We start from the raw sequence: 26841 nt of genomic DNA, 5'->3' as shown, positions 1-26841 counted from the left end.
CGCTGTTAAATCCGGGAAACTTCGGATGGTAGGGTAAGGTTGTTTCCCGGCTTTAAAGGCGACCGCTGTCGCTTCTCCGATACGATTCCGGCCCCTCCGCTCTATGCTTCGCAGCATTTGAATTCCCCGATAATGCCTTGGGAAGGAAAGGGGGAAAACAAAAAGACGCGTACCTTAGTCGCGTCTAAAGGGCACGATATGAAAGTATTTATGTTTAGTCTGGTTGTAAGTGAGAATGTGGCGACTGATTACAAGTCCAGCTCCTTACGGAAATTGGATGGAGAGGTACCGACGTATTTTTTAAACTTGCTATGAAAATAGTCGACATTCGTATACCCGACCTTCTCCGCAACCTGATACACCTTCATGCCCTGCTTCAAAAAATCCTTGGCCTTGTCGATCCGGACCTTATCGAGGTACGTATTGAAGTATTCTCCGGTTGTATTTTTGAACATCTTCCCCAGGTATGCGCTGTTGTAATTAAATACGGAGGCCAGTGTTTCCAGTTTAAGATTCTCATTGTAATTACGCTGAATCAGATCCATGATCCGCTTCATCTCCTGATCCCGTCCGCCATTGCCCGCCTGCCAGATCAGCTCCTCCAGGAATTGGGACGAATGGCGGCACAAATCATAGGCTGTGCGCTGGCGGAATATCGCCGCAATCCGATCCGAGTATTCCTTCGTGCGGGACTGCAGCTCGGTATGATGCTGCATCAGCTTGTTGTGGACCCCGGTCAGAAGCTCCACGAAGGCGCTTTTCATCCTTTCCTCCGTATAATCTTCATTCACCATGGCATACGCTGCAGCATGCAGCAGCTTCCGCTGCACCTCCACATTACCCACATCTACGGCGTAATAGAGCTGTTCCATCAGCTGCTCCGGATCATAGGGCTGCCGTTCTTCATCCGTTATGCTGCCGGCAAACCGCTCGGATTCAGGGAATAACAACTCGCCGGGAGCATAGAAGAAGCGTTCGCGAATCCGTTCCTTGGCACAACGGTACGAATCCGCCACATCTTCCAAACGGTGGACCTGACGGCCCAAAGAGGCCGTTATCGCCGTGCCAGCCCGACTTGCGGCTTCCTCCACCATATGCAGCAATTCTTTACGCCCACCTGCCGTCAAGACCGGCGTGTGCATTAGGACGCCGAGCTGTCCATGCATGGAAAAGACCGCGCCGTGGCCGTTCTCTTCAAAAGCTTCGATCAGCTGGTTTTTCAACCGATCATCGGCCCCCTCAACGGATTCATCGTAGCCGTTATGATGAACAAGCAGCACTTGGTAGTGGTTCCATAACAGTCCTGATCGCTCGGCCATATTCCGCAAAGCTGCCGGATCGGGATTGCCCTCCGGGTTGAACCATGTCTGAATGAACTGCTCGCGGCTCATATCCGAGGCTGCCCTATTCAGTGCCTTCCGCTCCTGTTCCTGCTCGATGGCTTCTTTAATCTGCAGCAAATACATGCTCAACTCGTCCTCATCCACCGGTTTCAAAAGGTATCCGTCCACGCGGTGGGACATCGCCCGCTTAGCATAATCAAAATCGGCATATCCGCTCAGGATGAGCAGATGAATCTCGGAATCCAGGTTTCGGATGGCTTCGATCAGCTGCAATCCGTCCATTCCTGGCATTCGGATATCAATCAGCATCAAATCCGGATTGTACATCCCGTGCTTCTCCAACGCTTCGCTTCCGTTCGCTGCGGTTCCAACAACCTGGTACCCAAGCTCGGTCCATGGCACAATGCTCTTCAGCCCTTCGCGCAGCTTGGGTTCGTCATCCACGATTAATACTTTCATCATCGCTCTCTCCTCCTGTCGGGATACTGAATTCGATACGTGTTCCTATGCCCGGCTCGCTGTAAATGATCAGACCTGCATCAGGGCCGTAGGTAAGCTGCAGACGGACATGAACATTCCGGAGCCCGATCCGTCCTCCGTCCTTCTCATCGGTATCGTTCAAATAACCGTAGATCATCTGCAATCTCTCCAGGGTTATGCCCGCCCCATTATCCTCGGTAATCACGAGCAATTTCCCTTCACTTGCCGAGACCCTCACCCTGATGAAAGTGCCCTCTTCCTTGTGATCCATCCCATGTATGACCGCATTCTCCACAAGCGGCTGTATGATCAGCGGCGGGATTCTTACCCGATCGGCTTCGGGATCCACCAGAAGTTCATATTTCAGACGATCCTCATAGCGGAACTTCTGAATATCCAGATAACACTGCACCATTTCGATCTCGTCTTTTATCGTTGTTTTTCCGCTGCCGATCTCAAGATTGCTTCGCATCATTTTACCGAGCAGCCGCACAATCCGGGCGATTTCGTCCTCACCCTTGAGATGTGCCTCCATGCGAATAGACTCTAAGGCATTAAACAAAAAGTGCGGATTGATCTGACTGGCCATCATTTTGAATTTAATTTCGTTCTGCTTCTGTTCCATTAACCTTTTCTGTTCATTGGACTCCTGCACTTCGTTCATCAGGTCGTTAATGTTACCCACCATGGAGTTGAATTGGCGGGATAACTGACCGATCTCATCCTTGCCGTCAATTTGCATGGCAACGCCGAGGTTACCGGTACCTAACTTCGTAATATGCTTGCTGAGACGCAGCAGCCGGTTAGAGATCAATGAAGAGAAGCTATAGATCAGAAGAACGGCCAGCAGCAGGCTGATGATGATGACCGACATCGCCAGCTTGCTGATCCGATTGGCGTCCGCCACGATGCTATCAATTGAAAATATGGAAATAATGCGCAGGCCGTTAACCCCGGATTCCGTATTTAACGGTTCAATCAGTACCTTGGAGGCTTCGTCATGGATAACCGATTCATAGCTTCCGCTCGCATTGTATACAACCCCGCTGGTATCTTGAATCTCGGCTAGCGTTTTCCCGTACAGCTCCGGACGGTTAGCGGCGACAATATTGTTCTTGCTGTCCACAATAATGGTATCAAACGTTTCCTGGCTGAGGATCGTGTTCAGCATACCCGTATTGACATTGATCACAAGCACGCCACGGTTGTCTTTGCTTCCAAGATCAACCCCCTTGATTAAGCTGAGGTACACCTTCTGATCGCGTTCATCCATAATATAATCCCAGTAAATGACGCCAATATCATCCTCGGCTCGCTGATACCATTCCGTTCTCTTGATCTCCTCCTCGGGATAAAGAAACTCCCAATTGTTCAGCATGGTGGAGTTCTCGCTATAGAAACGGATATTCGATATTTCCTTGTACATCCGTATCGCCTGCTGTAAATCAGGATACTCCCTGTAAGCCACGAATACGTCGTATACGCTTTCATATTGCCGACTGGCAAGATTTCTCAGACGCTCGTCGTAGGATAGCCGATAGGATAAATCGTCTGCCACGTTGATGACTTCAGTTGACCGTTTCTTGACCCGGTCCACGTTCTGGTAAGCTTGCTCCAACGCATTGTTGAAGGCAAATTTGCGGAGCTCGCCCGTAAGGAATATCCCCACGATGGCTACCGGTACAAAGACCACGACAACAAAAGACAATATCAATTTGTTGCGGATTTTCATGTCATTCACAAGTTGAATGAAATAGGATAACATCGGACCGTCTTCGCTCCTGTCCTTTAATCTTCGGCAAGCCCTTTAAAAGAAAACGGTTACAACCATTCGTGAATAAACCTGCCGCAGGCCTATTATATCAGCACAGCCCTCCTTGCACGGCCAGCTAAAATATGGAAGAAGCCCGACTCCAGCATAATGCTGGTCCGGGCTTATCTTCGCTATGCTTTTTTCCTTATATCGAGCAGGTGTACCCAGAGCTTACCCTTCCAGAGTTGCCGTGAAATTCACCGCTTGTTGTCCGGCTTCCACTTGAATGCTGCCTTCTTGCAGGCTCACTCCCGAGCCCTCTACAGATGAGACGGCTCCGGTGTCATGCAGCTTCACGAAGAATGGCTTACCGCTGCCTTCCACCGTAAAGTCGATCCGGCTGCCCGCACGGACCGCCCGCACAATCAGCTCGCTTTCCCCGTTCATGTTGCGAACGGTGACCGAAGCTTCGCTGCCGTCCTCCAATGCATACAAGCCAAGCTCAACTCCGTCGGCATAGTCATATTCCGGACGGGTGTCGTTTGCGCCCAAAGCCAGGAACGAGTTGCCGCGTACAAACAACGGTAATCCGAGGAAATCGTACGTCTCCTTGCGCCAGGTTCCGCCATCCACCGTTTCTCCGGTTAACAGATGCGTCCAGCGGCCCTTCGGCAGATAGTACTTCACGTCGCCGTTCTCGCTGAACACCGGTGCCACAAGCAGGGAATCTCCCAGCATGTATTGACGATCCAGCATTTCAACTGCCGGGTCTTCAGGGAATTCCAGGAACATGGCGCGCATGCTTGGCACCCCTTGCTCCGATGCCTGTACGGCGGTATGGAACAGATAAGGCATCAGACGGCTCTTCAGCTTCGTGAAGAAGCGCGTAACGTCCACAGCTTCTTCGTCATAAGACCACGGCACCCGGTAAGAGCTGCTGCCATGCAGACGGCTGTGGCTGGACAGCAAGCCAAATGCCAGCCAGCGTTTAAACACATGCGCCGGAGCCGTATTTTCGAAGCCGCCAATATCATGGCTCCAGAAGCCGAAGCCGCCGAGACCGAGGGACAAGCCGCCGCGCAGGCTCTCCGCCATCGATTCATAATCCGCATAGCAATCGCCGCCCCAGTGAACAGGGAACTGCTGTCCGCCTACGGTTGCGGAGCGTGCGAATACCGCCGCCTGATTCTTCCCGAATTTCTCCACCAGCACATCAAAGACCACTTTGTTATAGAGCTGGGTGTAGTAGTTATGCATTTTATGAGGATCGGAGCCGTCAAAATACACAACGTCCGTCGGAATGCGCTCGCCGAAATCCGTCTTGAAGCTATCAACGCCCATATCTGCCAGCTCGCGCAGGTATCCTGCATACCATTCGCATGCGTCCGGATTCGTGAAGTCCACCAGCGCCATACCCGGCTGCCACAGATTCCACTGCCACACATCGCCATTCGCTTTCTTCACCAGGTAGCCTTTTTCACGTCCTTCCTCAAAGAGACGCGAGCGCTGCGCGATATATGGATTGATCCATACGCAGATTTTCAAGCCTTTTTCTTTCAAACGCTTCAGCATGCCTTCGGGATCCGGGAACACCTCTTCATCCCATTGGAAGTCCGTCCAGTTGAGCCCCTTCATCCAGAAGCAGTCAAAGTGGAACACTTCCAGCGGGATATCGCGTTCCAGCATACCGTCAACAAAGGAGTTGACGGTCGCTTCGTCATACTGGGTTGTAAAGGAGGTCGAAAGCCACAATCCGAAGGTCCATGCCGGCGGCAGTGCCGGTTTGCCTGTCAGGTTCGTGTATTTGTCCAGCACGCCTTTCGGATCAGGCCCGTCAATAACAAAGTACTCCAATGACTCGCCTGGCACGCTGAACTGCACCTTCTTCACTTTCTCCGAAGCCACTTCAAAGGATACGAGGTCCGGTTGGTTGACAAACACGCCATAGCCTTTGTTCGTCAGATAGAACGGAATATTTTTATAGGCTTGCTCGGAGCTTGTACCGCCATCCTGATTCCAAATATCCACGACCTGGCCGTTCTTCACAAACGAAGTGAATCGTTCGCCAAGCCCGTATACCCACTCGCCTACGCCAAGATCCAGCTCTTCGCGCATGTAGGTCTGTCCGCCATTTTCCACGATATGTGCCATGGATTTGGCTCTGCTGCCGGTTATGCGTTCTTCTCCTCTATAGAAGTGAACCGACCATTCCGGACCTTTCTTGATCACGACGCTCAAATTGCCGCTGCGAAGAACCGCTTCCTGATCGTTCTCTTCAATGACAGTATGGTCACCTTCCTGCTTGTACAACTCGAATGCAGGTCCTCTATCTCTTACGCCCGCATAGTGAACCAGCTTTACGCCGATAACGCCGGGTGCCGGAGAATGAAATTGCACGGTGATCAGCTGGGCGTTAATCGTTGCTCCTCTGCCCGGGATCGGGGCCGTGGAGGCATAGGCTGTCAACGTATCTCCTTTTACCGCAAAATCATAAGCCTGAACCGCTCCCGAAACGGAATATCCTTCCCGGATAAGCCAATTGCCGTCTGTAAATTTCATTTTTTAATCCGCCTTTCTATATTATGAAAATTGAACTTTAAGATGAAAGCGTTATAATATCATTATACTGATCTATTTTAAGCCTATCTAACAGTATTCCATTGTTTTATAGCACAATTTTGATATAAGATGACATCATTCAAGCGGCAATTCATTCCAAGGAGGTACATCATGGATCAATCCTTTCGCCAGTCCTTAAAAGAAAGCACCGTTCACGGGAATGAACGCTTCCCGTTTGGTGCCTACTGGTATCAATTTGCCCCCGGGGCCCATGTGGTAGACTCCCATTGGCATAAGGAAGCGGAAATTTTCCACGTGCTGGAAGGCGAGGTTCTGTTTCAGATCGACTCGGAATACATTCCTGTCCGGGCGGGTGAAGCAATATTTATCGATGGAGGAGATCTCCATACCGGTCATGCCCGGGGCGATCAAGGATGCAGCTTCTGCGCCATGGTGTTCGATCCCGGCATGCTTGCCAGCAGCAGCTACGATCTTGTACAGGAAGGAATGATTGTTCCCTTTCAGGAGCGAAGAGCCACCTTTCCGAGATGGATGACATCCGAGACCGATGAGCAGCTGCTTCAGCATATAAAGGAAATGACACGGCTGTCGAAGCATAAACCTGCCGGTTATGAGGTCGCTATTAAGGGACATCTGTTTCTCATGTTGTTTCAGGCCGCATCCTCTGGCCGACTGGTCAACAGGAGCCGGAGCGAAGCAGCGGATATGGTGAGAACGGAACGATTGAAGAAAGTCATTCTCTACATCCAGAATCATTATCACCGTCCTATCCGGCTGAGTGAGCTGGCTGATCTGATCCCGATGAGCGAAGGCCAGTTCTGCCGTTTCTTTAAATCCATGACCGGGCAAACGCCAGTGGACTATATGAATTCCTATCGCGTTCGCCAGGCTGCTGAACTCCTTCGTCAGCCAGACAATAAAATATCCGACATCGCACTCGATGTCGGATTCGGGCATATCAGTTATTTTGTTCGGGTCTTCCGTAAGATCATGGACTGCACGCCTTCGGAGTATCGGAGAAAATTATAATTTCGGCAGGCTCGGTATGGTCTGATTGCAATCTCCCGGAAGCGGCAGGTTTCGGCATACGTACTGGCCCGCGCTGTTCTCATTCGCTGCGCCTGACGGGGCGGGCTGATGAACGCGCTGTTTCCAGAGCTGCCACAGCATGAATCCATCATTCGCCCTTCCCTTATTTTTCATATAGTTCACCATCGTTTCTACATTATAATAGGGTGTTGCGATATTATTCTGACCGTTCATCATGTCGGCATCGTATACCGTGCCCGGCGCGGCATTCAGTTGCAGGACGGCCCCGCCGGATCCCTCCGGCGCAATTTGCATGCCCATGTTGATAGGTCCATTGTATATTGCCTTATACGATTCATAGCCTTCACGCGGATCGTAATAAATACCGCCATCGTAGGACATCAGATTGATGAAGTCGATCTTGCCGCCATGATCCTTAACTACGCGGTACATGGTACCGCCAAAAGGAGATCCCCATTGGACCTTGCCTTCCTCAAACGGCGTTCCTTTCATGTAATAAGCGCCCGTAGACCAACCGGCGATGGAAATCTGCAGATTCGCGTTTCTTGCATGGATTTCATTATAGAGACTCGTAATAATGCCCGCGATCTCTCCATCCTTGGTGCAGCTGAACTGGGAGGCTGTTCCTTTGTTGCAGCTGCTGCCGCTGGATTCCCAGTCAATGTCGACTCCGGCAGCGCCAAGATCGAGAGCCAAATCCACAATGTTCTTGGCATTGAATCCGGACCACTGTGAACCTTGGCTGTATGACCAGCCTCCTACCGATAGGAACGCTTTCGTTCCGCGGGCTCTGAGAGATGCGATATGGTTACGCAGATCCTGAGACTGCTGGGCTGTAAATTTACGTTGACCGTTCGGGGTGGTCGCCCCTTCCACAAATTCCAAGCCCGCAACGGCTTGATCAAACGCGTAGGACCCTTGAATATACGTGGTATCCGGCCTTACGAATGCAAGATTGAGATGGGTGATGTAATTGGGAATGCTCGCGGTCGTCAGATCGTAAATACTGGTGTTCCAAGAACTCGCATAAGCGACATACATACGGTCACCAGGCAGCGGAGGATCTACAGGAGGGTCTACTGGCGGATCCACCGGGGGATCGACGGGCGGTGTCCCGGGAGTGCAATTTCCAAGGTCCTCCCATACACCCCACGGACCCGTCGTTCCAGGCACCTCGCCCTGTGTCCACCATTTCGCTTTCCAGGCATGGCCGTTGAAGGATACGATATTCCCCCCGCCATATACGGCAGAACTGCTCCATGCAGGCTCCGTACAGGCCTCAGCGGCTTGAGCCTTGTGCACAGGGAACATACCAAGCACCAGCACGGCGATGAATCCGAGAATCCATCCTCTCATCGTTCTGGACAACCTTGTCATTCATCAAGCAACTCCTTCGCCAATTGATTTTGTTCATTAAAGCGGTTTCAAAGCTGGTGAAAGCCTCGTACCTTGCACACCTCCTAACGCATATAGATGAAATGATATGACGCACTTTAAGTGTAACTTGGTCATTTTTTGTACAACAAGGATAAGATTTACTTATTCAGGGGCAAAATCCTATACCCTGGCCAACCAGCGCTTTCACGCAAAAAAGCTGTCACACTGCGGATTACCGCGGATGAGGCAGCTCTTAAATAGAAAGCATGGTTAACCCTGACTCCGATTTAGGGTATGATGATAGCAACGTGTTATTTCTTATCGTTGATTGATCTCTTTGTGCCGCCTTGCAAACGGACATTTCGATAGTGACTCCGTGTTATCCCGCAAAAAATATTGCTTCCATTCATAGTTATCCTCCGCCCCGTAGAGCTTTAAGTCAGGGTGCGGTGGTACGGGATCATATTGGGCCAATCGCTGACGAATCAATCCCTTGGTGTGTTCTGCTTGCCTTGTTCGGGCATTGAACTGCTTCAGAACCCAACGAGGCGTAAAAGCAAGCATCATGTAGGGAAAGTATCTGCTCTGGCGAAGCTCATGTGCCGGTGTAGCGCAATAAACAAAATAAGGCTCGCCTGCAAAACAATATTCCCATAGATGATCCGTCGGTTCCTCCGGCAGATCCGTAGGCCAAGGTTCCGTATCATATTCGGTTGTTCGGCTTAAAAGCTGCCAGAACAAGCGCTCATAATACTGGACGCCTTCCAGGCTATCGCGGCCATGCTCCGTATAGATCATGACGACAAGTGAAGTATAGGGCCCAAAGTCCCTGGAGCCGAGCCCGAACTCGCGCAGCAGAGCAGCCAGCTGTTCCGCCGCAGCCTGTGATTCGCCCTGATGAATAAAGCCGTATCTAAAATGATTCAGTGCATGTCCTTGCACAGCCGGAATGCAGGGGAATTTGGCGTAACGGTCCGTCATTTTCTCGGTCAGCTTGGTTATCGCTTTCCGCTGCCATTCCTCATGCAATCCATGGACAGCATCCATATGATCCAACCTCAATAAACCGCTCATTACCAGTCCTCCTCTTCTACAGCATATAAGAGTGAGTAAAAATAGGTGACTGTCACGAGCGAAAAGCACATGAATTTCGAAAAGCGTTTCCCAAAAGCTTGAACTTTCTGATATCTTAAGTAGAGAAGAAATTAAAATGACCAGGCTTATGCCTTAATTACCATAGAGAGGATTCTTTCACATTATGTCTAAACCCCTGCTAACAGATCAGATTCAAACGGCCAAGCCCGCCAAAAAACCGAGGCCTTCCGCTCCACCCGTGCGCATCTTTGCGCTGGGGGGGCTTGGCGAGATCGGCAAGAACATGTACGGTGTGGAATTCAAAAATGAGATCATTATCATCGATGCCGGCCTGAAATTCCCGGATGCCGAAATGAGCGGCGTCGATTACATTATTCCGGACATTCGTTATTTACTTGATAACAAACATAAAGTAAAAGGTATGTTCCTGACCCATGGTCATGAAGATCACATCGGGGCTATTCCCTATGTGCTTCGTCAAATCCAGATGCCGATCTATGGCGGGGCCCTGACCATCGGCCTGGTTCGTGCGAAGCTGGAAGAGCATCGGCTGCTGGATCAGAGTGATCTGCGCGTCTTCCATGAAGACGAAACGATTGCATTCCGTCATCTTTCCGTTCATTTCTTCAGAACCACCCACAGCATTCCGGATGCCTTCGGGGTCGTAGTGGAAACACCGTACGGGCCGATCGTACATACCGGAGACTTTAAATTTGATTTTACGCCGGAGGACAAGCCCGCCAATCTGCATAAAATTCTGCATATCGGCGCACGGGGCGTCCTGGCCCTGATGGCTGACAGCACCAATAGCGAGCGGGACGGGTTTACCCCTTCGGAACGCACCGTCGGCGATTCCATCCTGCGTCTGTTCCGGGAATGTCCCGGACGGATCCTGTTTGCTACCTTTGCATCGAACGTTCATCGTTTGCAGCAGGTTGTTGAAGCTGCCATCCGGACAGGCCGCAAAATCGCCATCGTCGGCCGCAGCATGGAGAAGGTGTTTGTGATCGGTCAGGAGCTTGGTTATATTCGCGTACCGGACGGCATGATGATTGATGTTAAAGCCGTTAACCGTTATCGCGACGACCAGGTGCTGATTATCTGTACAGGCAGTCAGGGCGAACCTAATGCGGCGCTGACACGCATCGCTTCGGGTGCCCACCGTTCGATCCAGATTCATCCGGAGGACACCGTTATTTTCTCGTCTTCACCGATTCCTGGGAATACCCAGAACGTCAACCGCAGTATCGATCTCTTGATGCGGGCAGGAGCGGAGGTTAAATACGGCTCCATTCTCGATATCCACACTTCGGGTCACGGCTGTCGCGAAGATTTGAAGCTTATGATCAGCAGCTTGCGTCCCAAATATTTTGTGCCGATCCACGGGGAATACCGGATGATGCTGAATCATCGTCACCTCGCCGTGCAGGTTGGGGTTCCTGACAGCAACGTTTACTTGATGAACATCGGGAATACGCTTTCCCTATTCCGCAACTATGCGCGTAAAGGGCGGAACATCCCCTCCGGAGATGTCTACATCAACAATGGTGAGCTGCGTACCCATGAGAAGGAATTGCTCGAGGAACGGGTACAGCTCGCTCACGATGGCGTTGTCATTGTCGCTATCACCATTCATCGCGAGACCCGCAAGCTGCTCTCCGGGCCGGAGCTTATTACCCGCGGGTTTGTGTATATGCAGGACTCCAAGCCTCTTCTGCGCCGGGCTGAAGCGATGCTGCGCAAGCAGCTGAACAAAGCCGGTGAACAGCGTGAATACAACCGCGCTGCCTGGGAACAGATGACGAATAACACGCTCAATCGTTATTTTAAAAGGGAACTGGGCCGAAGCCCGTACATTATGCCTTCCATTATGGAAGTATAAGTCTCATTGACTTTGAGCCTTAACTGTATCTCAAACATAAAAAGGGTGGATCCAAGGTAATTTGAACCTTTGGATCCACCCTTTTCTTCCGATATCAGAAAGCATACACTTCGAAGCATGTCCTGCTGTTTTGCAAGAAAAACGTCATTAACGGGGGCTCTTTAGCCTTAGTCCGCAAGCTCCAGCCCTTTCGTTTCCTTACCAAGTACCAGTACGCCGAGGGCACCGATCAGGATGGTCACAAAAAACATCACGAAAATGAATTCGATAGGGGTGCCATTTTGCTTCAGCACACCCACGAGCAGCGGCGCAATAACGCCCCCGATCCGTCCGAACGAAGTGGCAAGCCCTACCCCCGTTGAACGAACCTTCGTCGGATAGAGTTCCGGACTGTAGGCATATAAACCTCCCCATGCTCCCAGATTGAAGAATGACAGGGAAATGCCTGCTGCGAGCAGCGAACCTTCCGTGTTGGCGTAGCCAAACCAGATTGCGCTAAAGGCCGTTAGCACCAAATAGGTAACGAGCACGAATTTCCGCCCGAACTTTTCTATAAAATACGCGGCCGTAAAATAACCCGGCAACTGGGCAAGCGTCATAATCAGCACATATTGAAAGCTCCTGACCAGACTGAACCCTTTATCGACCATGACGGTCGGAAGCCACAGGAACATGCCGTAATATGAAAATACGACCGTAAACCACAGCACCCAGAGCATAATGCTCGTACGCCGATGTTCCACCGACCAGACCGAAGCCACTCGCTGCCCGAAGGTCAGCTTACGGGTAACTTTGGCTTTCTGCTCGATATACCTTGGCGAATCCTCGATGGCACGCCGCAGATAGAGCGCATAAAAAGCAGGCAGAGCTCCAATAACAAAGGCTGTCCGCCAGCCGTAATCCGGGATGACGAAGTAAGCAATGAGTGCGGATAGTATCCAGCCTGCCGCCCAGAAGCTTTCCAGCAGCACAACCGCTCTTCCCCGTTCATGAACCGGCATGCTTTCCGATACCAGCGTGGATGCAACCGGAAGCTCTCCTCCGAGTCCGAAGCCGGCAATAAAGCGCATCAGACACAGCATAATAAAACCGGTAGCCAGCGCGGATAGACCACTCGCAATCGAGAATATGAGCAGCGTCCACAGCAGAACATTTTTCCGTCCATATTTATCGGCCAGGAATCCTGCCATAGCCGCGCCGAATACCATTCCGATCGATGTGGTGCTTGTCAGAATACCTACCTGCTGTGAGCTCAACGACCATTCCGCTGCCAGTGCCGCAACAACAAACGAAATCATGCCGACATCCATCGCATCGAACATCCAGCTGGCACCCGCACTGAACAGCAGCTTACGCCGCTTCGGTTCTTTTAACAATTGCATATTGCCCATATTAGCCGCCCCCTCTCCTATATCTTTCTATAATGTAGAGCGAACCATACGTCTGGTCAAGCTAGATTATGCAGAGCGGCAGGGTAACCTTTATGGTTGTTCCTTCCTGAAGCTTGCTGGACACGTGAACCTGCCCCTTGTGGTCCTCGATCATTTTTTTGCTGATCATGAATCCCAGGCCATTCCCTTTCTCCTTCGTCGTGAAGAACGGTTCCCCTAGACGGGAGAGGATCGCTTCCGGAATCCCGCAGCCATTATCCATGAAGTAGATGGCCACGGTGTGGTCATTGCCTCTCTCCAACCGAATGGTCAATTCCCCGCCACCCGGCATGGATTCCACCGCATTTTTAATAAAATTGATGAACACCTGCTTCAGATGATTCACATCACCTTCCACATTGGCCTCTCGCTCTCCGAAATCCGTTATAATCTCGACGTTATGTATGATGGCCTGCGTATTTAGTAACGTAATCACTTGGTCCAGGAGCTGCCGGATATCGGCACGCTCGAATTTCACGCTTTGCGGTTTCGCCAAAAACAGAAGCTCACTGACGATCAGCTCGATCCTTTCGATCTCCGAGGAGATAATATCGAAATACTCATCCTTCCGGCCAGCGCCGGAGCGAATGAGCTGCACGAACCCTTTAATGGAAGTCATAGGGTTACGAATTTCATGGGCGATCCCTGCCGCAAGTTGACCGGCCATGGACAGCTTATCGGACTGGATCAGCCGCTCCTCTTCTTGATGGGCCGCCTTTTTCATGTCGGTAATATCCGTAAAATGCGCCACATAGCCGAGTGTAGTTCCTTCCCTGCTGCGAGCTGTGCTTAGCATACAAGATACCCACCTGATATCGCCTTGTTTATGTATCAGTCTCTTCTCCAATTGCAAAGAAGCGGTCTTACCCGACTTTAGCTTCTCCATTCTATCTTTATCCTTATTCACATCCTCCGGATAAATCCAATGGTAATAGGGATGATGCAGACACTCTTCCGCCTCATACCCCAGCATGACGCAAGCAGCGGGATTAATTTTGATAATGCTCCCCTCTGAATCGATGAATACCGTTCCAATCGGCGCTACTTCAATCGCTTGGACCATAAAATCATAGCTGAGACTTTCACTATTCATCATCGTTTGGAGATCCTCCTGTCTTTCATTGTTCCATCGTTTTACCTATTTCGAGATATCGGATTGCTTCTCCTTTCCTATCGCCTATTGAAAAATATAAATAAAGCAAACCAAAGGATAATTTGGACATGAAGCGAATATATTGTTATGAGGTTTCTAATTTTTGGTGGCAATCCCAGCGCTATTCTAGTGAAATTGAGAGAAAATGGTTTTTTTTGACTTGAACGCTATGGCTTTTTCGTTTATTGTGAAAGAAAGCAAGTCATTTACAATTGCTAGTCGTTAGGACCGTTAACAAAGGAGTTTGCGAGTATGTACACGGAACAAGATATTTGGATTGTGCTTACAGGCACGGGCACCTGGTTCAGCAGAATGATCCAATATTTCACGAAGGCCCCACTCAACCATGCATCCATCGCGTTTGATTCCGAATTACGCGAAGTGTACAGCTTTGGGCGAAAGAAGGCGAACAATCCGTTTGACGGCGGTTTAGTTCGCGAAAACCTGCGCGACCCCTTCTTCTACACTTCGGAATGCGCGGTTTATCACTTCCGCGTCAGTAAGGAAGACTATCAACGCATGCACAACCTTGTCAAAGAGATGATGCGTGATCAGGACCGCTACAAATATAATCTGCTAGGGCTGCTGGGTATATTGTTTCGGATTCATATTGATCGTGACGATGCTTTCTTCTGCTCCCACTTTGTTGCTACGGTGCTGGAGCAAGCAGGCCTGCGGCCTGTAAACAAGCCTTGTCATCTCGTAACGCCGGAGGATTTCTCCCATTCACCGCAGTTGAATGAAGTCTACCGTGGACCTCTCCACGGGTATCTTGCTCAAGACATGACATCCCCGCTGTCCCCATCACCGACGTTTACTCCTGTGACAACGAAAGGCCGAGGCAAGTTCTTCAGATTCGGAAAAACGGGTTAATACCGAAATATTTAGCTATCATATAAATATGTTTCTCTGATACCTTGGAAAAAAGCAGCCGGGCTCTCACCCGGCTGCTTTTTTATATGATTCTCACGGGAGCGTAGCCACCACGTCAATGTTCAGCGTTAAGCCGATGGAGTCTGGTCCGACGCCTGCTCCAATACCGTCTTTTCGACCACAACTGGACTAGATTCACCAGCAGTTTCAGCGAGCTTTTCCTGCTCCATCTTCTTGCGCTTGCGTTTGCGGTTAAAGTACACACCGATCAACAGAAGCGGAACGGCAATAAGCGCAATGTATAACGATACGTCCTTAACCATGCCTTCTGCCGCGTTACCGTACAGGTAAAACAAGGTACCTACAACATAAAACTTGGTGGCTCTGCCCACAGCGGCATAAGCCAGAAGTCTCCATAACGGGAAGTTCAAACACCCCGATAGAATCGTGAACACCTTAAAGGGCACCGGCGTGAAGGAACCAATCAATATCGCGGCCTCGCCATTTTTCTGAAACATGTTCGTTGCAGCGTCAATCCACTCTTTTTTCAAAATCTTGTATAGTACCGACTTCCCAAGCAGCTTTCCGATTAAATAACCCAGCGGCGTCCCCAGCAAGCACCCGATAAAACCGTACGTTGCGAGCCACAGCGCATCCTGCGGGTGCATGATGCTAAGCGAAACCTGCAGAAAAAAAGCGGGAACCGGAAAAATTACAGCATCAGCAAACGAATGAATAAACAATCCCCATGGACCAAAATTTTTCAAAAATTCCAAAATGTCCTGAAACATGTCTCAACCCCTAAACATTTTCTTCCTGCTTCTATCAGACCCTTTATAAATTATAGCACATAATTATACTGGAAAGGACCTAAGCGGCTCTATCCCTGTGTAAAAACCGCGTAAAACGAAGCATGCCATAGCTCCTATACACTATATGCAGCGAGTTCAACTAACAACAAAAAAACCTTTCTTCTTGGAAGAAAGGTTTTCGATCACTCCTGCAAGCCGAATTCCATGCATGAATAAGCTTGCAAAAAAGTGTATTTGGTTTAATTTGCAGATAAACTGCGGTGCGCGGAATGTCTTGTCGGACCTACGAACTCATTCAGCGGGAAGCCATTGGAGATGGCTTGGGTAATGAATGCCTTCGCTTGCTGTACCGACTCGCGAACAGTCAAACCTTTGGCAAGATTAGCCGTAATGGAAGCGGATGACGTGCAGCCTGCACCATGGGTGTATTTCGTTACAATGGTATCGGCCTCGAACCATTCAAAGCTGTTTCCGTCATAGAGCAGGTCCATCGCTTTGCCTTCGCGGATCTTGCCTCTGTCTTTAATCAGCACATTCTTCGCGCCGCGCTCATGAATGATGGCCGCCGCCTCCTGCATTTGATCCAGGGTCGTGATCGGGCCGGACTTGGCCAGCTGGGACGCCTCGAACAGGTTTGGCGTTACCAGATCGGCACGCGGGAGCAGGAACTCCAGCATCGCTTCCGTATTTTCCGGCTGCAGCACTTCATCCGTGCCTTTGCAGACCATCACCGGATCGATGACGATCCGCTCCAGATTATAGCGGTCGATATACTGGGACACGAGCTCGATGATCTCTACGGATCCAAGCATGCCGGTCTTCATAGCGTCGATGCCAATGCCCTCAAGCACGGTTTTCAACTGCGTTTCTACAATATCCAGCGCCACCGGGAAAACCTGATGATCCCATGTCTTTGGTTCCATGCAGACAATCGTGGTCAGTGCGGTCATACCGTATACGTCAAATTCCTGAAACGTCTTCAGATCCGCCTGGATGCCAGCGCCCCCGCTCGTGTCCGAGCCGGCTACGGTTAGTGCTTTTCGTATCGTCATGTTCCATGTTCCCTTCGCTTGTAAAATGATTACTCTATTATAAGAAAAACTCAGAGTGACGTCTATTCATTGATCGCGTATTCGCAGATGTCGAATCGTAGTCTATTCAAAGACGAATTCTGAGCTAATGCATCACTCCGCATGCGGATTGTTCTTCCGATCGCTGTTGCCCCCAGATTTCCCTTGAATCACGATATATATCGTTGAAATCCGGGGGCAAAGGCGAACGCTTCGCTTCTACAGAACAATTCCGCCTGCTCCGTTGGAGCATTTCTTTTTTTTAGACCTTAATGAAAAATTCACTTGCGACTATTCTCAAATGTCGAATTCTGCATGGTACCGCATTACTCCACATGCGGTTTGTTCTTCCGATCGCTGTTGCCCTCAGATTTCCCTTGAATCACGATATATATCGTTGAAATCCGGGGGCAAAGGCGAACGCTGCGCTTCTACAGAACAATTCCGCCTGCTCCGTTGGAGTCTTCCTGTAGGCACAATCTCGGATGCGTCTGTATACGCATTGCCTGAACACAGCCTCGTAGCTTGTACATCCGCTTACCTCCATAGGAGCAACGCCCCTACGGAGTCGCATCTTATTGCTCCGTCAAGATCACCGGGCCATCCTTGGTAATGGCAAGCGTATGCTCATACTGCGCGGACCATTTGCCGTCCACCGTTCTTGCGGTCCATCCGTCTGAATCGATCTTGCATTGATATGTGCCAAGATTCAGCATCGGTTCAATGGTGATGACCATGCCCTCTTTAAGACGCGTCCCGCGGTTGGGCGGGCCGTAATGCGGCACCTGGGGCTCCTCATGCATATTTTCGCCGATTGCATGCCCTACGAAGTGGCGGACGACCGATAAATTTTGGGATTCCGCATAGGTTTGAATCGCATGGGAGATGTCTCCGATTCGATTGCCGATTACCGCTTGCTCAATGCCAAGATACAGGGATTTCTTCGTTACATCCAGCAGATGCTGCGCTTCCTCGGACACGTTTCCGACCGGATAAGACCACGCGGAATCAGCGAGCCAGCCATCATACTTCACCACCATATCAATGGTAACGATATCCCCGTCCTTTAATGGCTCCTTGCTCGGAAAACCATGGCAAATCACATCATTAACCGACGCACAGGTGGCATACGGATATCCGTGATACCCCTTCTGCTCCGGTGTCGCGCCGCGCTCTGCCAGAAACCGCTCGACAAATTGATCAATCTCCAATGTCGTCACGCCCGGTTTAATCATCTTGGCAATCTGCCGGTGGCATTCGGCGAGAATGTCCCCTGCCTTATTCATCTTGGCGATTTGTTCTGGTGTTTTAAGGATTATCAATCCTGCTCACTCCTTCTCATATGGCTGTTATCTCCTATTCAAATCAAAAAGCCTTAGCTGACCGAAGATTCTGAAGGACAGGCATCTGCCTTTCCCACTCCCCGGCCAATAAGGCTGATTCACAATCACAAGGTGTATCTGCTTTCTTCTGGTCTGTATCCAAAAAAGAAAAGCGAAAAGCGCCCTACCTCATCTTATTCTACTCCTAAGCCAAAGGAACCTCAATCATTTCCATTAGGAATGTCTGCCTTTCGGTTTACACCCGGGTAGGCACGGGAACCGAGGCGTATGCTTGTTGCATCCTCGGAGGCAGCTTCAACTCGGCTGTAGCCCAGAAAGTCAAATGGCTCTCAATGACCATGAACAGAATCAGGGCACGCAGCATTGTATCTAACTTCGAACTTCATTTATCCAATGACAATCGTTTCTCCTCATATCATAAATATAATGTAAGGTTGCGCAGAAACGATAATTTTACACGCGAGATCACGATTCCTTTCTTTTTTCCTATGTTCATTATATCAAACGGGCCGTTTCTTTAGCTTTCCACTTGTTTCCGGCAGCGTCAGGGCAGGGCAACGGCAGCCAAAACCACATCAACTGCAAATGCAATATCGCAAGCTCTACCTTTAATACGAATCCAAAGGCAGAAGGAAACAAAAAACCTTTACCCCGTTTATCGGCGATAAAGGTTCCATCTTATCAGAAATAGCCGAAAGATATGTTTCTGCCACGAAATGACGACTGTGCTGCAACAGCTACTCCCGTTCACTTGAATTACAAGAGTTACAGCAAAGCTGTTTAGCCGCGCAATAAGAGTTGCTGAATTTTTTACATCCCTATATATTTCTCTTATTCTTCCTCCAAAAATAGAGCCATCCCCCCGCTGCCAGCAGCACTGCTGCAGCTATCCACAAGATGGACTTCAGTAAGAATGGAGATTGACCTGCATCCTGACCCTCAGCTGGAGGGCCGCCCTCAGCGAGTATATCGGGCCCTGATTCACTCGGAGCAGATGCGTCCTCTGGAGGATATCCATCTCCAAGCTCAGTTAGTCCTTGCCTGCGGTGGAGAGGAGCTTCGTACCATCGCACATCCCTGTTCTCAGCTGACCCGATTCGGCAGACGCGAACACCAGGAATTCGCTTCCTACGGCAAACTGATCATAACCGCAGCTGGCTGATGACACCGCCGTTGTAAGCTGCGTCATTCCAGCTAATTCGCCCTTCCATACTTCCGTTACTTCTAACGTAACATGGACCGGATCTGCCGATGACATCACCAGCTTCGCCTTCGGGCCAACCAGCTTGGTCACTTTGCCTGCAAATACCGCTGCACTCCGTTCCAGGCCCTCCTCAACCGTAGGCGGCCCCGCACAGGAGCAAGCAAATACGTTGGCTGGTTTGACCGCGTACAGGCTCATGAGCAGCAGCAAGCAGCTTAGTATGATAGCCATGGATTTTCTCATCAATGAATCACCTCAATCCTTAGACGGCCCCCTCCCCCAAAATGTTCCAGCTGTGTATCCATAAATACACCCAAGCTGCGATCTACCTCCGCAGATCACGGTGAGGCGGCGCTGGACGGCAAGATCTAAAGGGGAGAGGGCATCCAGCAAGAGGCTTCATTGTCATTGGCTATTTACTGGCGATGATCAGATAATGACGCTCCGTAGGATACTCGATTCCTTCCACATGCAGCCCTGCTTGCTCCAACATATCCTTCATCACATGTGGATCAACCCGATTCGGACGGGGAACCCGCTGCTCGGCTGGGTCCTCCTGCCACTCCAGACACAAGCATCGCCCTCCTGGCCGCAGCACTCTTGCCATCTGGCGGATGGATTGCTCCAACTGCTCGGTAATATGAAGGATCAGGGAGGCAATGACTCGATCCACAGCTTCATGCTCAAAAGGAAGGCTTTCCAGCAGCCCCTCCATCACCTTAATATTCGCAAGTCCCTGTTCCTGTGCACGCCTCCGCATCATGTCCAGCATGGCCGGCTCGGTATCCAGCGCGTAAACCGTCCCTGTCGTTAACGAGGCTGCCGGTATAGAAAAATAACCGGTACCTGCCCCGATGTCAAGGACATCCACCTCGCCGCTCACTTGGAGCTTTTCCAGCAGCGAAGATGCCGGTAACTCCTTCTTCCTTTCCGGACTTTCCAATCGGTCTATGAGTGACGGATCAAAGCTCTCTTTCATGGTATCGCTCTCCTCCTCGCATGATTGCATTTTGCTCATATGTACGTTTATGAACCCTGTGAGGGGAAAAATCCCCCTGTCGATCTACCATACCGTTGATAGGAAACGATGTAAACCGGTTCGTCGTTTAATCACTGTAACATCCATATTTCACTATATCGATCCTTATATGACTGTACTGATAAGATTTACGCTGTTTGAGAACCATTTTATATAATAACTGATCGCAATGAACACGCTGAATGATGGTAAATCAGACTTAAAAAAGGCACCCCCACGATCATAATGACCATGAAGCTGCCCCATTTGTACCATTCGTCACGGCTTATCCTCAATCAGCACCTGCTCAGCCAGAAAATCTGCAAGATGAACGGCCTCTACGCCATTTTGCATGCCGGCACGCTCGATCCCCCACTTCATCTGCAGCAGACATCCCGGGTTCGAAGTTACGATGACCTTGGCTCCGGTAGCCTCCACATGTTCCATCTTGTGATCCAACAGCGTGGTCGACATTTCCGTCTGGGTCAGATTGTAAATGCCGGCTGAACCGCAGCATATCTCAGCCCCCTGCAGCTCGCACATCTGTACGCCCGGAAGCTGCTGCATCAGCTGGCGCGGCTCTCCTTGCACCCGCATCACATTACGCAAGTGGCAGGAGTCCTGATAGGTGACATTTAATGCCTCGTTCTGTGCACTTTTCGCATGAACCGGCGTAAGCGGCCTACCGAGGCTGTGCAGCAGCTCGGAAATATCCTTCACCTGATCTGCAAAAAGAACAGCCGCTTGCTGAAGCCGCTCATCCGGTTCGGCATGCATCAGATGATCATATTCCTTCAGCAGGGCACCGCAGCCACCCGCATTGCTTGCAATGTAATCGACGTTCGCTTCTCCAAAAGCCCATATGTTCCGGCCGGCCAGCTGTTTGGCATCGTCCATTTCACCGGCATGGGCATGCAGCGCACCACAGCATACCTGCTCCTCCGGAATGACAATCTCGAACCCGGCCTGACGCAGCAGCCGTACGGTGTTTACGTTCGTGGATGCAAACATGACGTCCATAATGCAGCCACGGAACATGCCGACCCGGCCGACTTTAGATCCGGCTGCAGGGATAACCATAAGCCCCGAACCGCTGTCTGATTTCTCGCGGCGGTAGGGCAAGCCAGCCTTGCTCCACAGCTCTTCCAGGCCATCGCCTGTTACGTCAGGCAGCGCCTTTTCCAGCTGCTGAAGATGGTCGGGAAACAGCTTCATGGCCCCGGAGCTGCGCGCAAACTTCTGCAGCCCGGATTTCTGATAGAACGAAAGTGTCTTTCCGATCAGCTTCAGTCTACCGCGATGCGGGAATATCCCTTGCAGGAACGTCTTACGGACGACTCGTACCGGCAGCGAATAAGGCTTCTCCGCCGCAATGGCCGCCCGGGTCTGCTCGATCAGCTGACCGTATTTCACGTCGGAAGGACAAGCAGGCTCACAGGCTCTGCAGCCCAGACAAAGATCCATCTGGCTACGAAAGCTTTCATCCGGTTCCATCAAACCATCCACAACCGCTTTCATAAGCGCAATCCGCCCGCGCGGGGAGGCAGCTTCGAGCCCTGTCTCAAGGAATGTCGGACAGGCGGTCTGGCAAAACCCGCAGCGCATACAGTTTGTCAATTGATCCTCATCCAGCGTCAGCTTCAGCGATTGTGCAAGCTTCTCATGGGTTGAATTCATGCGCTATCGCCTCCTCTCACGATGTTTCGATCTTCTGATCCTGATCCGAAATCGAGCCCCGCTCTGCCTGCTCCGTCCGCTCCTGGAATACAATCCGCTTCCGGGTTTCCGCAAACAACTTGCCGGGATTCATGATCTGATGCGGATCGATCGCATCCTTAATGGATTTCATCATTTGGATGCCGGCTTTGCCCACCTTCCATTCCAGATAAGGGGCCTTCACGATACCAACGCCATGCTCGCCGGTAATGGTACCCCCCATGGCAATCGCAGCCTCAAAGATTTCGGCGAATGCCTCCTCCACGCGGTGAATCTCTTCCGGGTCACGGGCATCCGTCATCGCGGTCGGATGCAGGTTGCCATCTCCGGCATGGCCGAATGTGCAAATCTGCACGTCGTATTTCTGTGCGATACGCTGAACTTCAAGCACCATGTCCGCAATCTTCGAACGCGGAACCGTCGCGTCCTCCAAGATCGTGGTCGGCCGCAATCGGGACAGCGCCGCAAGCGCGCTCCGCCTTGCCTCCATTACCTTCGCACCTTCTTCCGGTGTCTTGGCGATGTTAAGCTGAACCGCCCCGGAGGCGAGACATATCTCTTCCAGCTTCTTCAGATCCCGCTCCACATCATCGATGCTGCCGTCCTGCTCGATCGCCAGCATCGCTTTGGCGTGTACCGGCAGTCCGATTTTGGCAAAATCCTCAACCACCTGGAGGGTCGGCTGATCCATAAATTCCAGGGTACACGGGAAAATATGATTCGCTATAATATTCGAAACCGTTCGGGCCGCCGCGTTGAGATCGTCATAGACGGCAACCATGGCCTTCCTGTAAGAAGGCTTCGGAATCAACTTGACCGTGGCCTCGGTCAGGATCGCCAGCGTACCGCCCGATCCTACCAACAGTCGGGTCAAATCGTACCCTGCGGCGTCCTTCACCAGCTTGCCGCCTGTGCGCAGGATGCTACCGTCCGGCAATACAGCCTCCAAGCCGAGTACGTAATCCTTGGTCGTTCCATACTTCAAGCCGCGCAGGCCACCAGCCCCCAGAGCGATGTTGCCGCCCATCGTGCAGATGATCATGCTGCTTGGATCCGGAGGATAGAATAATCCCGTCCGTTCAACCGCCAGATGAAACTGCTTCGTATTCAGACCCGTCTGGAAGGTCGCGGTAAGATTATCGGCGTCGATTTCCAGCAGCTTATTCATACGGGTCATGACCACGATCAGGCCGCCCTGAAGCGGAATGGTCCCGCCGCACAGATTGCTGCCTGCGCCCCGCGTAATCACGGGTATGCGATGTTTTGAGCAAATTTTGACGATGTCGGAGACCTCCTGCGTACTTCCGGGAAAGATAACCCCGTCCGGCATCGCTTGATATAACGGCGTAGCATCATAACTGTAAGAAACGAGGCTCTCCGGATCATCCTTGAACCACTTTCCGCCAACCACGGCGGCCAGCTGCTCGCGAATGACAGATTCCAGCATGTTGTTTCTCCCCCTCCCCTATAGGGTTTGACTGTAATAAAGATAATCCACTAATTAACCAATCGGTTCCAACATCATCTATGAACATCGCTAGGCTCTTCCGTTTGCTGGCTTTAATGAAGGTTTATGGCAGCGCCAGCTTCCCCATTACGGTCGGTCTGTTCGCTCCGGTAGCTGCCGGCAAATTGTTAGGAACGCCGAGCATGAAGTCATTGCCCAGCAGCGCAAAAATCACGGCTTCCTTGGCATCGTCATCGAAGCCCAGCGCCTTGGAGGTCATCACCTTCTGCTCCGGCAGCAGCTCTCCTAACATCGAGAGCAGCGTCTTGTTATGGGCCCCTCCGCCGGTTACGATCACTTCATCGATTGCGTGGCGTGGAAACACGTATTTCACATAGCTATCCGCAATGGAATATGCCGTAAACGCCGTGGCCGTGGCCATCGTATCCTCATCTGAGAGGTTCCTGAGCCTGGCCTGCTCCAGAAACGAAACCGCATAGTTGTGACCGAACAGTTCCCTGCCCGTTGATTTCGGCGGTTCTGCATGAAAATAGGGGTGCGCCATCATCTCTCTTAACAAATCCTGATCCGGGTTCCCTCGGGCAGCCCATTGTCCGCTGTTGTCATACGCAAGCTGCCCTCCGGACAGCATTTGAGCTACGGCATCCATGATCATATTGCCGGGTCCGGTATCATAGGCCAGCACATCCGAAGGATCCGCCCCTGCGGGCAGCGCCGTGCAATTGCCGATCCCGCCGATGTTCTGCAGCAGTCTTCCCCGCTCCGGGTGCCGAAACAGGATCAAATCTCCGTAAGGCGCAAACGGGGCTCCTTGCCCCCCAACCGCCATATCCGCCGGCCGGAAGTCTCCTACCGTAAGTTTGCCGGTGTGCTTGGCGATAACGGAAATATCGCCAATCTGTAAAGTCGAAGCGACAGCATAAGGATCCCCTTGTTCGGGTATGGGCTGATGCCAAATCGTCTGTCCATGAGAGCTTACCAAATCCACCTCATCGATTCGCATGCCGGCATCGGCAACCGCTTCCAGGACAGCCGCTCCAAACTGATACCCCAAGTATGCATTCATACTGCAAACAGCAGCGCTATTGGAATTCTCTTCACTGCACAAATCGCGCAGCCGCTGACGAAGTTCCGGTTCGTAAGTCTGGTTATAGTAATGCAGCAGCTCAACCGATGCCTCGAAGCCGCTGCCGTGTATGCGGACGATGGCCGCATCGATGCCGTCAAGCGAAGTGCCCGACATCAAGCCGGCCACAACGGTAGGCCTTCCATCCTTCCATGGCGAGAACAGCATGCTTTACGCCTCCCCGTACAGCAGATAAGGAGCCCGCATCGTTCTCCACTGCTCCGCATCCTTGCCCCACTCGGCAATTATGCGCTGAAGTCCGGCTTCTTCGTGGATATGCCGTCGAACTTCCTCACTGCCCGTCAGCAAATCAATAAAGTACCGACTACGTCCTTCTGGCGGGCTAAGCCACTGGAACTGATCCGGGTACATCCGGCTGACCAGATGAAGCAGCACAAGCCCTGTGCGCACAGCCTCCACTTCTGCCGGATGCGTGACAAAGAGCATCACCCCGCCGCAGCCTTCGCCCTGATGCTTCGAGAAGGTAGGCGTCATGTACATGGAATGGGCATGAACACCTGGCAGTTCGTACGCGTTGAACGTCTTCGCCAGCTCTTCGCCATTGACCCATGGAGCGCCGATCCATTCAAACGGCCGGGTCGTCCCCCGGCCTTCCGAAAGATTGGTCCCTTCGAAGAAGCAGGTCCCGCTGTACAGCCGTACCGTATCCATCGTAGGGATGTTCGGTGACGGCAGTACCCACGGCAGGCCCGTGTCGGTATATTCCATACCGCGCGTCCAGCCTTCGAGCCCAATAACATCCAGATCGCAGCCTGTTCCCCGCATGTCATTGGCCATGCGCGCGAATTCGCCAATGGTCATCCCGGTGCTAATCGGAATCTGCCATCCGCCCACCATGGATTCATATCCCTGCTTAAGGAAACCTCCTTCAACACGCTTGCCGCCCAGCGGATTCGGCCGATCGAGGACAAGCAGGCTCTTCCCATGCTCGGCGCAGGCCTCCATGACATACAGCAGCGTTGTCATGTACGTATAAAAACGCACGCCAAGATCTTGAATATCGAAGATGACCGTATCCACGTCCTTCAGCATGTCGGCGTCCGGTTTACGCCGCGAGCCATACAGGCTGTACACCGGCACGCCGAATACCGGGTCCACTTCATCATCGACGTGCTTGCCTGCTTGCAGCTGGCCGCGCAGCCCGTGCTCGCAAGCGAATAAAGCCTTCAATTCCGATTCGGGCAAGCCTGCAATCACCTCGATAGATGAACGAAAATCCGACGTGAGCCCCGTCGGATTCGTAATGACGCCAAGGCGACGACCCGTGATTTTCTCATGCTTGATGTCCGGCAGCACATCAATTCCGCTTCGTACGTTACCTCTTGTCATATGCTTACACCTCCTGCTTTCGAGGCTACAATACCGTCCTCCGCCGGTTTGGCCTCTTCCGGATTCAGTACATTATACGTAACCTTATGCTGGTATATGGCCCACATGCCGTTAAACAAAAATCCGAAGCCAACGACCGTAACCATCAGTGGAATCGCAACGCAGAAGGCTTGAAAGCATGCGCCCAGCGTATACGCCGGAAACTTCAGGAACAGCTTCACGCTGTGGGCCATGGCCTTGAAGATGCCCATCCCTTCCTGAAGGACAAGCTGAAAGGTGTAGAATTGGGAGATGAGCGCCATGATAACAAAATAGGTCTGGAACACGCCAATCGCAAGATAACCGATTCCCTCTTTGCCCCCGTAGTACCACCAGGTGGACCACAAGATGAGCACCATCACCACGAAGAAGAAACCCATGACTACCGCAGGTCCTAATCCCTTAAGCGCACCTTGAAACACATCCTTGAGTCTCGACTTGCCCCGTTCCGTTCTGCGGTGATACGCATAACAAACTCCGTAAAACAACGGCATGTACAGAATCGGCAGCAGCACCAGCGCTGTCCATAGCGGAACGAACATAACCACCGTAACGAGCACCAGCGAGGTAATCATGCTGTATAAGGCCACCGCCGTAATCTCACGGTAAATCTCAACCCCGGTCTTCTTCAACACATCATTCAGCTTGCGCATAGCTTACCTCTCCTCTTCGTCGTTGT

The 26841-nt window shown here is 51.5% G+C and carries 20 protein-coding genes; 3 read left to right on the top strand and 17 right to left on the bottom strand.

The annotated features are described in order from the left end of the window. Positions 1 to 248: 248 nt before the first annotated feature. The 3 genes from M4D81_RS23510 to yicI all read right to left on the bottom strand — a co-directional run bounded on the left by M4D81_RS23510 (position 249) and on the right by yicI (position 6135). Positions 249 to 1805: a response regulator transcription factor gene (locus tag M4D81_RS23510; RefSeq protein WP_260068222.1), complete on the bottom strand. Its 1557-nt coding sequence runs from the start codon at positions 1803 to 1805 to the stop codon at positions 249 to 251. Continuing rightward, positions 1780 to 3588: a sensor histidine kinase gene (locus M4D81_RS23505; protein WP_260068221.1), complete on the bottom strand. Its 1809-nt coding sequence runs from the start codon at positions 3586 to 3588 to the stop codon at positions 1780 to 1782. The genes M4D81_RS23510 and M4D81_RS23505 overlap by 26 nt, the downstream gene beginning before the upstream one ends. Before the next feature lie 219 nt (positions 3589 to 3807). Further along, positions 3808 to 6135 carry an alpha-xylosidase gene (gene yicI / locus M4D81_RS23500; protein WP_260068220.1) on the bottom strand — a complete coding sequence of 776 codons (2328 nt, stop codon included), beginning with the start codon at positions 6133 to 6135 and terminating at the stop codon, positions 3808 to 3810. 171 nt (positions 6136 to 6306) lie between these two features. Here yicI and M4D81_RS23495 point away from each other — a divergent pair, with 171 nt between their 5' ends. After that, positions 6307 to 7185 carry a helix-turn-helix transcriptional regulator gene (locus tag M4D81_RS23495; RefSeq protein ID WP_194544634.1) on the top strand — a complete coding sequence of 293 codons (879 nt, stop codon included), beginning with the start codon at positions 6307 to 6309 and terminating at the stop codon, positions 7183 to 7185. Here M4D81_RS23495 and M4D81_RS23490 read toward each other — a convergent pair. Together M4D81_RS23490 and M4D81_RS23485 are read right to left on the bottom strand one after the other, a co-directional pair. Next, positions 7180 to 8583, bottom strand: a complete 1404-nt coding sequence (locus M4D81_RS23490) for a glycosyl hydrolase family 18 protein (protein ID WP_260068219.1) — start codon at positions 8581 to 8583, stop codon at positions 7180 to 7182. The genes M4D81_RS23495 and M4D81_RS23490 overlap by 6 nt on opposite strands. 318 nt (positions 8584 to 8901) lie before the next feature. After that, positions 8902 to 9657 carry a YqcI/YcgG family protein gene (locus tag M4D81_RS23485; protein WP_260068218.1) on the bottom strand — a complete coding sequence of 252 codons (756 nt, stop codon included), beginning with the start codon at positions 9655 to 9657 and terminating at the stop codon, positions 8902 to 8904. A gap of 184 nt (positions 9658 to 9841) precedes the next feature. Here M4D81_RS23485 and rnjA point away from each other — a divergent pair, with 184 nt between their 5' ends. Next, positions 9842 to 11560 (top strand): ribonuclease J1, encoded by a 1719-nt coding sequence (rnjA, locus tag M4D81_RS23480; RefSeq protein WP_260068217.1) that lies wholly within the window; start codon positions 9842 to 9844, stop codon positions 11558 to 11560. A 167-nt stretch (positions 11561 to 11727) separates the two neighbouring features. On the opposite strand, the gene M4D81_RS23475 is transcribed toward rnjA, so the two are convergent. Together M4D81_RS23475 and M4D81_RS23470 are read right to left on the bottom strand one after the other, a co-directional pair. Beyond that, positions 11728 to 12951 carry an MFS transporter gene (locus M4D81_RS23475; RefSeq protein ID WP_194544638.1) on the bottom strand — a complete coding sequence of 408 codons (1224 nt, stop codon included), beginning with the start codon at positions 12949 to 12951 and terminating at the stop codon, positions 11728 to 11730. Positions 12952 to 13012: 61 nt separating this feature from the next. After that, positions 13013 to 14086 (bottom strand): ATP-binding protein, encoded by a 1074-nt coding sequence (locus tag M4D81_RS23470; protein WP_260068216.1) that lies wholly within the window; start codon positions 14084 to 14086, stop codon positions 13013 to 13015. Positions 14087 to 14395: 309 nt separating this feature from the next. Between M4D81_RS23470 and M4D81_RS23465 the strand changes: the two genes are divergently transcribed. Beyond that, the gene (locus M4D81_RS23465; protein WP_071219685.1) at positions 14396 to 15016 is read left to right on the top strand and encodes a hypothetical protein; all 621 of its coding nucleotides are present in this window, start codon (positions 14396 to 14398) and stop codon (positions 15014 to 15016) included. 128 nt (positions 15017 to 15144) lie between these two features. On the opposite strand, the gene M4D81_RS23460 is transcribed toward M4D81_RS23465, so the two are convergent. The 10 genes from M4D81_RS23460 to M4D81_RS23415 all read right to left on the bottom strand — a co-directional run bounded on the left by M4D81_RS23460 (position 15145) and on the right by M4D81_RS23415 (position 26815). After that, entirely contained in the window at positions 15145 to 15807 is a 663-nt protein-coding gene (locus M4D81_RS23460; RefSeq protein WP_260068215.1) for a YqaA family protein, read from the bottom strand. Positions 15808 to 16067: 260 nt separating this feature from the next. Then, positions 16068 to 16880: a pyridoxine/pyridoxal/pyridoxamine kinase gene (gene pdxK / locus M4D81_RS23455; RefSeq protein WP_076325345.1), complete on the bottom strand. Its 813-nt coding sequence runs from the start codon at positions 16878 to 16880 to the stop codon at positions 16068 to 16070. Between the two features lie 593 nt (positions 16881 to 17473). After that, positions 17474 to 18220 (bottom strand): type I methionyl aminopeptidase, encoded by a 747-nt coding sequence (gene map, locus M4D81_RS23450; RefSeq protein ID WP_260068214.1) that lies wholly within the window; start codon positions 18218 to 18220, stop codon positions 17474 to 17476. 1051 nt (positions 18221 to 19271) lie between these two features. Then, entirely contained in the window at positions 19272 to 19688 is a 417-nt protein-coding gene (locus M4D81_RS23445) for a hypothetical protein (protein ID WP_260068213.1), read from the bottom strand. 169 nt (positions 19689 to 19857) lie between these two features. Beyond that, complete coding sequence (locus M4D81_RS23440) at positions 19858 to 20424, bottom strand: class I SAM-dependent methyltransferase (RefSeq protein WP_260068212.1); 567 nt, start codon at positions 20422 to 20424, stop codon at positions 19858 to 19860. A 318-nt stretch (positions 20425 to 20742) separates the two neighbouring features. After that, positions 20743 to 22140 (bottom strand): (Fe-S)-binding protein, encoded by a 1398-nt coding sequence (locus M4D81_RS23435; RefSeq protein WP_260068211.1) that lies wholly within the window; start codon positions 22138 to 22140, stop codon positions 20743 to 20745. Between the two features lie 16 nt (positions 22141 to 22156). Then, complete coding sequence (locus M4D81_RS23430; protein WP_260068210.1) at positions 22157 to 23626, bottom strand: FAD-linked oxidase C-terminal domain-containing protein; 1470 nt, start codon at positions 23624 to 23626, stop codon at positions 22157 to 22159. A gap of 124 nt (positions 23627 to 23750) precedes the next feature. Further along, a complete protein-coding gene (locus tag M4D81_RS23425) occupies positions 23751 to 24941 on the bottom strand; it encodes an anhydro-N-acetylmuramic acid kinase (protein WP_260068209.1) in 1191 nt (396 codons plus the stop codon). Between the two features lie 3 nt (positions 24942 to 24944). Next, positions 24945 to 26123, bottom strand: coding sequence for an exo-beta-N-acetylmuramidase NamZ family protein (locus M4D81_RS23420; protein WP_260068208.1), 1179 nt, complete (start codon positions 26121 to 26123; stop codon positions 24945 to 24947). Next, complete coding sequence (locus M4D81_RS23415; RefSeq protein WP_260068207.1) at positions 26120 to 26815, bottom strand: hypothetical protein; 696 nt, start codon at positions 26813 to 26815, stop codon at positions 26120 to 26122. The genes M4D81_RS23420 and M4D81_RS23415 overlap by 4 nt, the downstream gene beginning before the upstream one ends. Between the last annotated feature and the right edge of the window lie 26 nt (positions 26816 to 26841).

This window comes from Paenibacillus sp. p3-SID867, assembly GCF_025142895.1.
Taxonomy (GTDB): domain Bacteria; phylum Bacillota; class Bacilli; order Paenibacillales; family Paenibacillaceae; genus Paenibacillus_AQ.
Note: the sequence above shows the minus strand (reverse complement) of the source record. Positions and strands in the feature narration are given on the sequence as shown.